General features: G+C 69.9%; 13 protein-coding genes. 8 read left to right on the forward strand and 5 right to left on the reverse strand.

The annotated features are described in order from the left end of the window. The first annotated feature begins 55 nt into the window (after positions 1-55). From RMO12_RS04625 to RMO12_RS04660, 8 genes are all read left to right on the forward strand, one after another. Positions 56-2,152 carry a VIT domain-containing protein gene (locus RMO12_RS04625; RefSeq protein WP_309638389.1) on the forward strand — a complete coding sequence of 699 codons (2,097 nt, stop codon included), beginning with the start codon at positions 56-58 and terminating at the stop codon, positions 2,150-2,152. Positions 2,153-2,257: 105 nt separating this feature from the next. After that, complete coding sequence (gene xrtQ / locus RMO12_RS04630; RefSeq protein ID WP_309626468.1) at positions 2,258-3,088, forward strand: exosortase Q; 831 nt, start codon at positions 2,258-2,260, stop codon at positions 3,086-3,088. Further along, entirely contained in the window at positions 3,072-3,731 is a 660-nt protein-coding gene (locus tag RMO12_RS04635; protein ID WP_309638390.1) for a hypothetical protein, read from the forward strand. Before xrtQ ends, RMO12_RS04635 begins: the two co-directional genes overlap by 17 nt. Before the next feature lies 1 nt (position 3,732). Further along, entirely contained in the window at positions 3,733-5,094 is a 1,362-nt protein-coding gene (locus tag RMO12_RS04640; protein ID WP_309638391.1) for a biosynthetic peptidoglycan transglycosylase, read from the forward strand. A gap of 183 nt (positions 5,095-5,277) precedes the next feature. After that, positions 5,278-5,883 carry a LemA family protein gene (locus RMO12_RS04645; RefSeq protein WP_309626465.1) on the forward strand — a complete coding sequence of 202 codons (606 nt, stop codon included), beginning with the start codon at positions 5,278-5,280 and terminating at the stop codon, positions 5,881-5,883. A 46-nt stretch (positions 5,884-5,929) separates the two neighbouring features. Beyond that, positions 5,930-6,826, forward strand: coding sequence for a TPM domain-containing protein (locus tag RMO12_RS04650; RefSeq protein ID WP_309638392.1), 897 nt, complete (start codon positions 5,930-5,932; stop codon positions 6,824-6,826). 14 nt (positions 6,827-6,840) lie between these two features. After that, complete coding sequence (locus RMO12_RS04655; protein ID WP_309638393.1) at positions 6,841-7,347, forward strand: TPM domain-containing protein; 507 nt, start codon at positions 6,841-6,843, stop codon at positions 7,345-7,347. 81 nt (positions 7,348-7,428) lie between these two features. Further along, positions 7,429-8,400 (forward strand): crotonase/enoyl-CoA hydratase family protein, encoded by a 972-nt coding sequence (locus RMO12_RS04660; protein ID WP_309626462.1) that lies wholly within the window; start codon positions 7,429-7,431, stop codon positions 8,398-8,400. Positions 8,401-8,478: 78 nt separating this feature from the next. Here the strand turns inward: RMO12_RS04660 and RMO12_RS04665 are convergent, their stop codons facing one another. From RMO12_RS04665 to RMO12_RS04685, 5 genes are all read right to left on the reverse strand, one after another. Next, positions 8,479-9,819: a THUMP domain-containing protein gene (locus RMO12_RS04665; protein ID WP_309638394.1), complete on the reverse strand. Its 1,341-nt coding sequence runs from the start codon at positions 9,817-9,819 to the stop codon at positions 8,479-8,481. Between the two features lie 109 nt (positions 9,820-9,928). Beyond that, a complete protein-coding gene (locus tag RMO12_RS04670) occupies positions 9,929-11,470 on the reverse strand; it encodes an RNA polymerase factor sigma-54 (protein WP_309638395.1) in 1,542 nt (513 codons plus the stop codon). A gap of 4 nt (positions 11,471-11,474) precedes the next feature. Beyond that, the gene (lptB, locus tag RMO12_RS04675; protein WP_309626459.1) at positions 11,475-12,239 is read right to left on the reverse strand and encodes an LPS export ABC transporter ATP-binding protein; all 765 of its coding nucleotides are present in this window, start codon (positions 12,237-12,239) and stop codon (positions 11,475-11,477) included. 46 nt (positions 12,240-12,285) lie between these two features. Further along, the gene (lptA, locus tag RMO12_RS04680; RefSeq protein WP_309626458.1) at positions 12,286-12,870 is read right to left on the reverse strand and encodes a lipopolysaccharide transport periplasmic protein LptA; all 585 of its coding nucleotides are present in this window, start codon (positions 12,868-12,870) and stop codon (positions 12,286-12,288) included. 110 nt (positions 12,871-12,980) lie between these two features. Then, complete coding sequence (locus RMO12_RS04685; RefSeq protein WP_309626457.1) at positions 12,981-13,640, reverse strand: thiol:disulfide interchange protein DsbA/DsbL; 660 nt, start codon at positions 13,638-13,640, stop codon at positions 12,981-12,983. Positions 13,641-13,710 lie beyond the last annotated feature (70 nt).

Here is a 13,710-nt window from a genome sequence, read left to right on the forward strand (position 1 = left end):
CCGAACCTCGATCCCGTGCCCGGCTTGGGCACGCCACTGATCGCAGGAGTCCTCCATGCCGTCCCTCGCCCCGCGCTTGCGCTTTCCGCTGCAGCCGCTTTCGCGCCCCGCCCGCCTTTGGGCGGCAGTGCTCGGCGCGGCGTGTGCCGCCGCACTGTTGCTGGTCGCGACCGACTCGCGCGCCGACGACGCCGAGGCGCAAAAGCCCGAAGCGCCATATTTCTTCGTCGCCAGCGACGACCCGTCCACCGACCGGCTGCCGCTGAAGTCGACCGAGGTCGAGGTGCGCATCGCCGGGGTGATCGCCGACGTGACGGTCACGCAGCGCTACCGCAACGAAGGCCAGCGCGCGATCGAGGCGCGCTACGTGTTCCCCGGCTCCACCCGCGCCGCCGTCCACGCCATGCAGGTGCGCCTGGGCGAGCGACTGCTGGTTGCCAACATCCGCGAGAAGCAGCGTGCGCGCATCGAGTACGAAACGGCCAAGAAGGAGGGCCGCACCAGCGCGCTGCTCGAGCAGCACCGGCCCAACGTGTTCCAGATGAACGTGGCCAACATCCTGCCCGGCGACGAGGTCGCGGTGGAGCTGCGCTACACCGAACTGATCGTGCCGACCGAAGGCCGCTACCAGTTCGTGTTCCCGACCGTCGCCGGCCCGCGCTACCACCGGCCCAAGAGCGCGGGCGGCAGCAGCGATTTCGTCGCCTCGCCTTACCTGGAACAAGGCGTGGCTTCCACGGCCCGCTTCGACCTGCGCGTGGCTTTTGCGTCGCCGCTGCCGGTGACCGAGCTGCGCTCCTCCTCGCACGGCATCGAGATCGAAGGTGAAGGCAGCAACGGCGCGCGCGTGGCGCTGACCGGTGAGACGACGCGCAACGACCGCGACTTCATGCTCGACTACCGGCTCGCGGGCGACACCATCAGCTCGGGGTTGATGCTCTACCGCGGCGCCACACCGGACGAGGAGAACTTTTTCCTCGCCATGGTGGAGCCGCCCAAGGCCATCGCCGCGGCGCAGATCAACCCGCGCGACTACATCTTCGTGGTCGACATCTCGGGCTCCATGCACGGCTACCCGCTGGAGACCGCCAAGACGCTGCTGCGCCACCTGATCGGCCAACTGCGCGCCAGCGACACCTTCAATGTGCTGCTGTTCTCGGGCAGCAACCGCGTGCTGCATGAGAGCTCGGTGCCGGCCACTGCCGCCAACATCGAGCGCGCGCTGCGCACCATCGAAGCGATGGGCGGTGGCGGCAGCACCGAGATCGTGCCGGCGCTCAAACGCGTGGCTGCGCTGCCCAAGGCGCCGGACGTGTCGCGCAGCATCATCGTGGTGACCGACGGCTACGTGACGGTCGAGAACGAAGTGTTCGCGCTGGTGCGCAAGAACCTCGGCCAGGCCAATGTGTTCGCCTTCGGCATCGGCTCGTCGGTGAACCGCCACCTCATCGAAGGCATTGCGCGCGCCGGCCAGGGTGAGGCTTTCATCGTCACCAAGCCCGAGCATGCCTCGGCGCAGGCCGAGCGGCTGCGCAAGATGATCGACGCCCCGGTGCTGACGCAGGTGAAGGCGCGCTTCGACGGCCTTGATGTCTACGACGTCGAGCCGCAGCACTTGCCCGACGTGCTCGGCGGCCGCCCGGTGGTGATGTTCGGCAAATGGCGCGCGGCCAACGCGCAAGCCCCGAGCGGCCAGCTCGTGCTCGACGGCCAAGCCGCGAGCGGCAGCTGGCAAGCGGTGCTGCCGGTCGGCGCCCCTGATGGCGAGGCGGTGGCGCTGCGTCACCTGTGGGCGCGCCAACGCATCGCGCAACTCTCCGACCAGGAAGCGCTGCAGGGCGGCGGTGGCGAGCGCGACGCGATCACCGCGCTCGGGCTGCGCTACAGCCTGCTCACGCAGTACACCAGCTTCATCGCCATCGACAAGGTGGTGCGCAATCCGCTGCCCGCGGCCAGCACCACGGTCGATCACCCGCAGCCGATGCCCGCGGGTGTGAGCAACCTGGCCATCGGCGCCGAGGTGCCGAGCACGCCGGAGCCTTCGGCGTGGCTGGCGCTGCTGGTGGTGATCGGGCTGCTGGTCGCCGCCGCATGGCGCCGCGGCGGCGCGAGCGCCAAGCGGCTGTGGCGCCTGCCGAGGCGGCTGCGCTGAGAGTTTTTGGCGCCCTCTCCCGCGTACTCGTGGGAGAGGGCGGGGGTGAGCGAATTCGGCCCACGCACCCCGCCCGAACGAGCGATCAGAACGACAAGGACCGCAATGATCAACACCCTGAGTCTTGCCGGCCCGCGTGGCCTGGCGCGCCTGCCGGCCTGGGGCTGGCTGACGCTGCAGGCGGCAGCACTTTGGCCCCACGGCCGCTGGGCGGCAGCGCGCATGGCCGATGGATCGGACGACCCGCTCGGCCTGGCGGCGCTGCTCATGCTGGCGCTCGCGCTGCTGCGCCTGGCGCCCGCCTTGGTCGAGTCGCCACGGCCGGCCTGGCTGGCCGGCAGCGCGGCGCTGACGGTGCTCGCCACGCTCGCGCTGTGGTGGCTGCCGCCGCTCGTCGCCGCGCTGCTCGCCGCGGCCGCGTTCAGCGCGGCGCTGGCGGCCTGGTTGCCGGTTGGCGTGGCGCGCCTGCCGCTGGCCGGCCTGGCGCTGCTGGCGCTGCCGCTGATCGCCTCGCTGCAGTACTACGGCGGCTACCCGCTGCGCGTGCTGACGGCCGAGTTCAGCAGCTGGGTTTTGCAGGCGGCGGGCCTGGCCGCCGAGCGCAGCGGCGCGGCGATGACGGTCGAGGGCCGGCTGGTGATCGTCGATGCGCCCTGCTCGGGCGTGCAACTGGTCTGGCTGGGCTACTTCACGGCCTGCAGCGCCGCGGCGTGGGGTGGCCTTGGCGACGCCGCGCTGCTGCGCCGACTGCCGCTGGTGGCCGGCGTCGTGCTCGCGGGCAACGTGCTGCGCAACACCGTGCTGGTGGCGCTGCAGACGCGGCCCGAGCCGGTGAGCGAAGCACTGCACCAAGCCATCGGCGTGGGGGTGCTGGCGGCCGTGTGCATGGCGGTGTTGTGGATCATCACGAGGAGCGACGATGCAGCGAATCATTGAATGCCGGCCACACGGGATGCTGGCGCGTCTGGCGGCTTGCGTTGTCGGGTGTGTGGCTGCGTGGGGGGTGGCGCGCGGCGTCGGCGCGACCCGGCCGCGGCCACACGTCGGGGCGCTGCGACTCGCGGGCCTGGCCCTGCTGCTGCTCGCCTGCGCCTTGCTGCCGCTGGCCCGCCGCACGGGTGCCGCCGAAGCGCCGCAAGCGCCGCGACACGCCGACGGCTTCGAGTGGCCCCGGCAGTTCGACGGCCGGCCGCTGCGGCCCTTGGCGATGAGCGCGGTGGAGCTGCGCTTCGCGGCGGCGTTTCCAGGGGCGATCGGCCGCTTCAGCGACGGCGAACGCCTGCTGGTGCTGCGCGCCGTGCAGCGCCCGACGCGCATGCTGCACCCGGCCGCCGACTGCTACCGCGGACTGGGCTACACGATTGCCGCGACCCGGCTCGAACGCGACGCGAGCGAGCGGCTGTGGCGCTGCTTCGAGGCCACGCGCGGCAAGGCAGACGGACCGCGCCTGCGCGTGTGCGAGCGCATCGAAGACGCCCAGGGCGGCGCCTTCACCGACACCTCGGCCTGGTTCTGGGCGGCGCTGTTCGAGCGCTCGGTCGGCCCCTGGCAGGCCGTCACCACCGTCGAGGTGCTGTGAGATGAAGCCCTCACGCTCGCTTCGATCACTGCAGCGAACGCTCAGCGCCCTTGGCGCGGCGCTGCGCGTGCCGCGCCCGCCAAGATCTTGGCTTTGGACACTGCTCGGCCTGCCGCTCACCTTGCTGGCCGTGACGCTCGCACTGGTGGCGACGGCGTTGCATGCGCTGGCGCCGCAGCCGGGCGAATGGACGCTGGCGCTGCGCCTGGGGCCCTTCACGCGCCCGCTAAGCGTGCCGGCGCTGATTCGCATCGCCACGCACCCGGTGGGCCTTGCCCTGCTCGACGGCCGCAGCACCACCACGCCGCTGGGCCGCTGGGCGTGGCGGCGCGGGCCGGGCGATCGCCTGGTCGGCGTGTGCGCGCCCTGCACCTTGCAGCTCGCCGCACTCGGCCCGGCGCCCCTGACCATGCCACGTGCCGCGCTCGAACTGCAGCGCGACGCGCAGAGCCGCTTTCGCGGCACGCTTGACCTGGGTCAAGGCGAGCGCACGCTGGCCCTGCGTTGGCGCGCCACCTTGACCGCGAGCGCCCTGGTGATCGACGCGCAACTGCCGACCGTGCCGCTGGCCGACGCCTACGCCGCCTTCGGCAGCGCCTCGATTCCCGAGCTGGCCAGCGCACGCATCGGCGGCACGCTGAGCGCCAGCCTGCGCCTGGCCCTACCCGAGCGCCGCCTGGACCTGCACCCGCGCATCGATGGCTTCGAGGTCGACGGCCTGGGTACCGAGCAGTTGCTCCATGCCGCACCGCCCTCACGCTGCGCCGCCTCATCGGGCCTGGGCCGGCAAGCCAGCGAAGCGCGCGTGACCGGCTGGCTGCCGCGCGCCGTGGTCGCCGCCGAGGACCAGCGCTTCCAGGAACACACCGGCTACGACCTCGTGCAGCTGCTCGCCGCCGCGCAGCTCAACCACGACGCCGCGAGCGCCGCGCAGGGCGCCAGCACCTTGACCCAGCAGCTCGCCAAGTGGCTCTACACCGGCGACGAGCGCAGCGCCGCACGCAAGCTGCGCGAGCTGCTCTACGCGGTGGAGATGGAACGCACGCTCGGCAAGGGCCGCATCCTGCAGCTCTACCTGGCGATGGCGCCGTGGGGCGAAGGGGTGTGCGGCGCCGAGGCGGCCGCGCGGCACTACCTGCGCAAACCCGCCGCATTGCTCAGCCCGCTGGAAGCCGCCTGGCTCGCGAGCCTGCTGCAGGGCAGCGTGGACGGCGAGCGGCACGTCGACGTGCAGCGCGTGAGCTGGGTGCTGGCCAGCCTGCGCGGGCCGCTCTCGGCCGAGCGGCGCGCCGAGCAACTGGCGGCGCTGCGCGACTGGACGCCGCCGGCTGCGCGCACGGCGCGTGAGGGTTCGCGTCGCTGAAGGTCCTTGCTGCGCGCGATCCGACCCGGCGCCCGGCGACTCCTCCTGGCGGCACGAGCGCAATTCGGCGCTCACTCCAGCGCCGCCGCCGCGGCGCGCAGCGCGCAAGGCATCGCAGCGCGGTCCGGGCTTCGCAGTGGTTAGGATAGCCAGCGTCATTTGTCGCCCCGAAAGGACGAGCCCATGCTTCGCTCAACCCTCGCCGCTCTTGCCCTCGTCGCCAGCCTCGCGCTCGGCGGCTGCGGCTACAACGACTTCCAGCGCCTGGACGAGCAGACCAAGTCGGCCTGGTCGGAAGTGATCAACCAGTACCAACGCCGCGCCGACCTCATTCCCAACGTCGTGGCCACCGTCAAGGGCGAGGCCAACTTCGAGCAGGAGACGCTCACCAAGGTGGTCGAGGCACGCGCCAAGGCCACCAGCATCCAGGCCACGCCCGAGCTGGTCAACAACCCCGCGGCGTTCCAGAAGTTCCAGGCCGCGCAGGGCGAACTCAGCGGCGCGTTGAGTCGCCTCTTGGTGGTGACCGAGAACTACCCCAACCTCAAGGCCAACCAGGGCTTCCAGGATTTGCGCGTGCAGCTCGAAGGCACCGAAAACCGCATCACGGTGGCGCGCAACCGCTACATCAAGGCGGTGCAGGACTACAACGTGCTGGCGCGCAGTTTCCCGAGCAACCTGACCGCGATGCTCTTCAACTACGCCCCGAAGGCCAACTTCACGGTGCAGAACGAAGCGCAGATCAGCGCGCCGCCGGCCGTGAGTTTCGAGAAGCCGGCGTCCAAGTGAGCCGCGGCTGAACCGTGCGCGAGCCGCGCATCGCCGGGCCCCGTTGATGCGCCGCTGGAGCCTCGTCGCGCTGCTGCTGGCCGCTTGCGCTTGGCTGGGCGACGCGGCCTTCGCGCAGGAGCTGCGCGCGGTGCCGGTGCTCAGCGCCAGCGTGATCGACCAGACCGCGACGCTCACGCCCACCCAGGTGAGCGCGCTGGAGGCCAAGCTGGCGGCCTTCGAGCGCGAGGCCGGCTCGCAGTTGGTGGTGCTCATCGTGACGAGCACCTTGCCAGAAGACATCGCGAGCTTCGCGCAGCGTGTGGGCGAGGCCTGGAAGATCGGCCGCCGCGAGGTCGGTGACGGCCTCCTGATCGTCGTCGCCAAGGACGACAAGAAGCTGCGCATCGAAGTTGCCAAGGCGCTCGAAGGCGCAGTGCCCGACCTGGCGGCCAAGCAGATCATCGACCGCGCGCTGACCCCGGCGTTTCGCGCCGGCGATTACGCGGGCGGACTCAACGCCGCCATCGACTCGCTCGGCGCTCGCATCCGCGGCGAGGCGCTGCCGCTGCCCGCTGCGCCGCGTGCGGGAGCGCAACGCTCACAGCAGGGCACGCAATGGCCCGACCTGGCGCTGTTCTTCCTGCTCGGCGTGCCGGTGATCGGCTCGTTGGCGACGCGCGTGCTCGGCCGCAAGCTCGGCACCGCGGCCACCGGCCTGGGTGCTGGCGGCCTTGCCTGGCTGGCGAGCGCAAGCCTGCTGGTCACGGGCGGCGCGGCGTTGGTGGCGCTGGTGCTCGTCGGCGTGCTGGGCGTCGGCGCGGCGCGGCGCGGCGGCGGCGGCCTGGGCTTTCCGCCGGTGATTGGGGGCGGCGGCGGCGGTTGGGGCGGTGGCGGCGGCGGGGGTTTTTCGTCCGGCGGCGGTGGCGACTTCGGCGGCGGCGGCGCTTCGGGCGACTGGTAGGGGAGCGTGTACCGATGAACCGCATCACCCGCCTGCTGCGCCACCGCTGGTTCGACGAGGACGACGCGCGCCGCGCGCTCGGGCCGGTGGCGCTCGCGCGCATTGAAACGCGCGTGCGCGCCAGCGAAACGCACCACAGCGGCGAGATCCGCGTCTGCATCGAAGCCGGCCTGCCGCTGGGCTATTTGTGGCGCGACCTCACGGCCAGGCAGCGTGCCGTCACCCTGTTCGGCAAGCTGCGCGTGTGGGACACCGAGCACAACAGCGGCGTGCTGATCTACCTGCTGCTGGCCGAGCATCGCATCGAGATCGTGGCCGATCGCGGCATCGACCGCGTGGTCGATGCGGCCCGTTGGCAGGCGATCGTCGCCGGCATGAGCACCGCGTTTCGCGAGCGGCGCTTCGAGGACGGCCTCAATGCCGCGATCGACGCGGTCGATGCGCTGCTGCGTGCGCATTTCGCGCTCGCCGAAGGCGCCGACAACCGCAACGAACTGCCCGACGCGCCGGTGCTGCGGTAGCCAGCCGCAACGTGGCGAGGCCAGGTTAATTTGCGGCGCTGCAAACTCGGGGCGATTCTCACAATGCGAGGAACAAATTAAATGACCCTTGCCACAGGCGCGAACCCGCAGAACGGCGAGCCGATCGGTGCAGTCGGTGAATTCGACACTTTGACGGTGCGAAGGGACGCGCGGAACCCGCGAATCGCGAGGATCACGTTTAACCGTCCGCACCGCCTCAACGCCATCACGTTTCAGACGCCCGGCGAGATCCGCCGGGCGGTCGACGCGGTCAATCTCCAGCGCGACCTTCACGTGATCGTGTTGCAGGGAGCAGGTCCCGCGTTTTGCGCCGGCTACGACATCGGCCTCTTCGGTGAAGGCACCGACGAGCACCCGTGCAAGCAGGAGTCAAAACCGTGGGACCCGATGGTCGACTACCGGGCCATGCGCGGCTATACCGATGACTTCATGTCTCTGTGGCGCTCGCCCAAGCCAACCATCGCGCGGGTCCACAAGTACGCCATCGCAGGCGGCTCGGACATCGCTCTTTGCTGCGATCAGGTCGTCGTGGAAAACACGGCCCGAATGGGTTACATGCCCGTGCGCGTATGGGGTTGCCCGACCACCGCGCACTGGACCTATCGCCTCGGACCCGAGCGCGCCAAGAGGATGCTCCTGACTGGCAACCTGATCGACGGCGTGACCGCGGAAAAATGGGGGCTCGTCAGCGAGTCAGTACCGGGCGAGCAACTCGACGCCGCTGTGGATGCCTTGGCTGACCGCATCGCCAGCATTCCGAGCGGCATGTTGACGATGCAGAAGATGGTGGTCAACGAAAGCATCGAGCGGATGGGCTTGCTGGCGAGCCAGACCCTGGCCACGCTGTTCGATGGGATCACACGGCACAACCCCGAGGGGATGTGGTTCCGGCGTTATTCGCAGGTCCACGGGTTCAAGGCCGCGGTGGAATGGCGCGACTCGGGCCGCCCCATTCCCGAGGGTGACGCCGCGCGTGCGGTGATTGCAGAGCTTGACGAGCTGATCGCCGGGATGCCGAAGCCGGCTGCCTGAGATCGCGATCCACCGAGCCGCCAGGCGCTGCGGCCGGTCGCAGGGAAGGGGCCGCCTCGATTCACAAAGCCATCTTGGCTAGGCGCGCTGGCTCGCGTCGGCTGGCGGGTCCGCGCGCATCGAGCCCGCGACCATGTCGAAGCGAAACAGCCGGCATTCAATCGGGCCGTTCCACATCGGCACGCGTTGGCTTTCCTTCAGGCGCATCGCCTGCGGCAGCTTCATGTCCGGGCTCAGGACCCAGGCGGTCCAGCCTGGGTAGGTGCGTTTCCAGTGTGCCGCCAGGCGCGCGAAGAAGTCTTGCGCCGAGGCGCCGTCTTCGAAGCCTTCGCGGGCGCCGCTGCGATGAACCGGCGGGTCGTGCGGATCCAGCCAGGACTCGGCCTCGGCCCTCGGGCCGAGCGGCTGTTCGGTCCCGCCGCGCGAGCCGGACCGCTGCACGGGCTCGCCGCGCGAGCCCTTGGGCTCGATGCGCTCGCCATAGGGCGGGTTGAGCATCATCGTGCCGTGCTCGGCGGGCGGCAGGCGCTGCAGCACGTCGGCGGTCTTCAGGTCGATGGCGCTTCGCACGCCGGCCCTCTCGGCGTTGCGCGCCGCGAAGTCGGTCATGCGAAACGACACGTCGCCGGCATGGATGGGCACCGCGCTCGCGTGTTCGGCAGCGCGCGCGGCCTCGCGCAAATCGCGCCATTGGCGCTGCATGCCGGTCTCGCGAAACGGCGTGAGCCGCTCGAAGGCAAAGCGGCGCTGCGATCCCGCCGCGATGCCGCAGGCGATCTGCGCCGCTTCGATGGCGATGGTGCCGGAGCCGCACACCGGGTCGAGCAGCGGCCCGTCGGACTCGCGGCCCTGCCAGCCGGCCGCCGCCAGCATGGCCGCGGCGAGCGTCTCCTTGAGCGGTGCCTCGCCCTTGTCTTCACGCCAGCCGCGCTTGAACAGCGCCTCGCCGGAGGTGTCGACATAGAGCGTGGCGTGGCGCTCGGTCAGGTGCAGCAGCAGCGGCAGGTCGGGGCGGCGCGTGTCGACGCTCGGGCGCGCGCCGGCGGCCTCGCGCATCACGTCGCACACGCCGTCCTTGATGCGCAGCGCGGCGAAATTGAGGCTCTTGAGCGGCGCGCGCTGCGCCGTCACATCGACCTTGATGGTCTGCGTGGGCGTCACCCAGTCGGCCCAGCGCACGCTGCAGGCGAGCGCGTAGAGATCGTCTTCGCTGCGGTAGGGCGCCTCGGCGACGCGCCACAGCACGCGCTGCGCGAGGCGGCTGCCGAGGTTGAGCGCCATCGCTTCGTGTGCGCCGCCGGCCAGCTCGACGCCGCCGCGGCGCGTGCTCGCGGCCGCGCCCGGCAGCAGCCGCGCCACTTCGCCGGCAAGCAGGCCTTCGACGCCCGCGGCGCAAGGCAGGAACAAGGCTGAATTCATGATGACCCTGGAATCTGGCGTGGCGCGCTCACAAGGAAACGAAGGGCCGATCCCGAGTTTCCTTGTCCTGCGCGGGGGGCCTGGCGCAAAGCAGCAGGTAGGTGGGCGCTCACAGGCTGCGCCGCAGGTTGGCCGGCGCGATCTTGAGCGCCTCGCGGTACTTGGCGACGGTGCGCCGCGCCACCTGGATGCCCTGCTCTTCGAGCATGTGGCTCAATTGGCTGTCCGACAGCGGCTTCTTGTCGTCCTCGGCGCCGACCAACTGCTTGATGAGCGCGCGCACCGCCGTGCTCGACGCGTTGCCGCCGGCCTCGGTGTTGAGCGAGCTGCCGAAGAAGTACTTGAGTTCGTAGGTACCGTAAGGCGTGGACATGTACTTGGCGGTGGTCACGCGCGAGATGGTCGACTCGTGCAGGCCCAGCTCGTCGGCGATCTCGCGCAACACCAGCGGCTTCATCGCGATGGCGCCGTGCGTAAAGAAGGACTTCTGGCGCTCCACGATCGCCTGGCTCACGCGCTGGATGGTGTCGAAGCGCTGCAGGATGTTCTTCATGAACCAGCGCGCTTCCTGCAGCCGCGAGCTCAGGCCGGCCGCGGCTTCGCTGCCACTGCCACCGCTGCCGCGGCGGCCCCGCTGCTGCTTGATGGCCTGCGCATACAGGTCGTTGATGCGCAGCTTGGGCATCACGTCGGGGTTCAACACCACCTTCCAGCCGCGCCCTGACTTCTGCACCACCACGTCGGGCACCACGATGTTGGCCTCGGCCTTGGTGAAGGGCCGGCCCGGCTTGGGCTCGCAGCGCACGATCAAGGCCTGCGCGGCCTTGAGCATCGCCTCGTCGCAGCCGGTTGAAGCCATCAGTTTCTTGGCGTCGCGCCGCGCCAGCAGCTCCAGGTGGTTCTTGCTGATCAGGATGGCGATCATCTGCGCCTCGCAGCGCGCACCGGCGCGCAGCTGCAGCACCAGGCACTCCGACAAATCACGCGCGCCAACGCCCAGCGGCTCGAGGTTTTGCAGCCACTTGAGCGCGCAGCGCAGGCGGTCGAGCAGTTCCTCGGTGGCGTCCGGGCCGTCTTCGGCGGTAAGGCGCTCGGCGATGTCTTCAAGCGCGTCGGCCAGATAGCCGTCCTCGTCAAGCGACTCGATCAGCACCATCACCGCCGCGCGGTCGGCGGGCGAAAGGCGCATGCCGCGCAGCTGCTCGCGCAGGTGGTCCTGCAGGCTCACGCCCGCCGTGCTGCGCTCCATCGGGTCGAAGTCGTCGTTGTCGTTGTTGCTGGCGGCCTTGCCGGGCGTCTCGCGGATGCCGTCGAAGTCTTCGCGCTCGGTGCCGTTTTCCCAGTCCTCACGCTCGCTGGCGCCGAACTCGACCACGTCGACCGTTGGCGGCTCGGGGTCCGCGCCCGCCTCGGCGCTGGCGCCTTCCCACACTTCGTCGGCCTGGCGTTCGCTCGCCGCCGCGCGCTCGGGCGGCGCGTCGAAGCCACTCGCCGCCTCTTCCTCGACTTCGAGGAAGGGGTTCTGCTCGAGCATCTGGTCGACCTCTTGCTGCAGCTCGAGCGTGGAGAGTTGCAACAGCCGGATCGACTGCTGCAACTGCGGCGTGAGCGCGAGGTGCTGCGAGAAGCGCAGCTGAAGTCCCGGCTTCATGGCCTCACATCCGGAAGTGTTCGCCGAGGTAGACCTTGCGCACGTCGGGGTTCTCGACGATCTGCTGCGGCGTGCCCTCGGCCAGCACGACTCCCTCGCTGATGATGTAGGCGCGGTGGCAGATGCCCAGGGTTTCGCGCACGTTGTGGTCGGTGATCAGCACGCCGATGCCACGGCTCTTCAGGAATCCGATGATGCGTTGGATCTCGATCACCGCGATGGGATCGACCCCGGCGAACGGCTCGTCGAGCAGGATGAAGCGCGGCTGCGTCGCCAGCGCGCGGGCGATCTCCACGCGCCGCCGCTCGCCACCCGAGAGCGCGGGTGCCGGGCTGTCGCGCAGTTTGTCGATCGACAGGTCATGCAGCAGGCCGTCGAGCAGTTCGTCGATGCGCGCTTTGCCGAAGGGCTTGCCGCGCGCGTCGATCTGCAGCTCCAGCACGGCGCGGATATTTTCCTCCACCGTAAGCTTGCGAAAGATCGACGCCTCCTGCGGCAGGTAGGACAGACCCAGGCGCGCGCGCTTGTGGATCGGCAGGCGCTCGATCGCCAGCCCGTCGAGCGTGATTTCGCCGGCATCGGCGCGCACCAGCCCCACGATCATGTAGAAGCTCGTCGTCTTGCCGGCGCCGTTGGGGCCGAGCAAACCGACCACTTCGCCGGCACTGACGGCCAGGTGAACGTTCCTGACGACCTTGCGCACGCCGTAGGTCTTTTGCAAGCCCCGTGCCTCCAGCCGGCTTGGCGCCGGCTGCGGCAGGGCACTCATCGCGGCCCCTCATGCAACGGGTGCCTGGGCCGATCGACCGGGTGCCTCATTGGCCGATGCCTCCACCCGGCGCGCCCGGCTCCGAGGCCGGCGCATCGCGTGGCGTGAGCACGCCACGCACGCGACCGGCAGGCGCCGCCGACGAGGCACCGCCGAGCACCTGGAAGACTTCGGTGGTGTTGTCGAAGGTGATGGTGTTGCCGGCCACTTCGTCGGCCAGGGTGCTGCCGCGAAAGCGCCGCATCACCGCCTGGTTGACGAGCCGCACGGTGTCGCTGCGGCTGTCGTACTCGAGCCGCTCGGCCTCACCCTCGAGGTATTCGTCGCTACCCTGGCGTTTTTGGCGGAAGTAGGCGCGTTTGTTGGGCGCACCGGTCGCCACGGCCGACTGGTAGCCCTCGGGGGTCTGCCGGATCTCCACGCGGTCGGCCCGAATCAGAATGCTGCCCTTGGTGATCTCGACGTTGCCCGACAGCACGTTGAGCTGGCGCACTTCGTCGACGCGGGCGGAATCGGCCGCAAACGCCAGCGGCCGGTTGCGGTCGCCGCGCTCGGCCCAGGCCGGGGCGCACAGCAAGGCCACCGCAAGCAGCGAGGGCCGGGCCATCGATTCGAGAGAGAGGAAGCGCATCGCAAATGAATCGGCATGAATCTTGCTGCGGATTCTAGGGCGTGTTGAACTGCAAGCCGCAGCCCAATGGCGTCCCGGCGCACCCACTGCGCCGCGACGCGGCCCTCGACTCAGACGCCCTTGCGGGCCTGCGCCATCAGGTATTCGGTGACGGCCAGCGCGCGGTCGTTGCCACCGGCCAGCGAGCCCGACGTGTAGTAGCTGCCGTTGATGCCGATGGCCGGCGTGCCGTCGATCTTGTAGCCGGCCGACAAGGCTGCCGCCTGGCGTGCCTTGGCTTGCACCGAAAACGAATTCATCGTGTCGAGGAACTTGACGCGATCGACGCCATTCTTGGCGACGAAGTCGCCAACCGCCTCGGGCGTGTCGAGCTTCAAGTGCTCGACATGCATGGCGCTGAATACCTTGCGGTGCAGTTGCTCCACGAGGCCCATGGCCTCCAGTGCGAAATAGAGCTTTTGATGCAGCACGAACGGCACTTCGCGGAAGGCCACCGGCAGGCGCCGGAAAGTGACATCGGCCGGCAGTTTTTTCTGCCACGCGTCGAGCACGGGCTCGAAGGTGTAGCAGTGCGGGCAGCCGTACCAGAAGAACTCGACCACCTCGATCTTCTTGGGGTCCTGGGTCGGCTGACGCTGCGGCAGCTTGACGTAGTCCTTGCCCTCGACCGGGCCACCCTGGGCCCAGGCCGTGCCGGGCAGCCAGAGGCCGCCAATCGTGGCGCCGATGACGGCGCCGGCAGACAGGGTCGTGAATTCACGACGGTTCATGAGCAACTCCCTTTTCGGCTTTGCAAACACAGGACAGTCAGAGCTGAATCAATCGACGCGCAGTGGAGTC

The sequence above is a fragment of the Methylibium sp. genome (assembly GCF_031393925.1).
In the GTDB taxonomy this organism is placed as follows: Bacteria; Pseudomonadota; Gammaproteobacteria; order Burkholderiales; family Burkholderiaceae_C; genus Methylibium.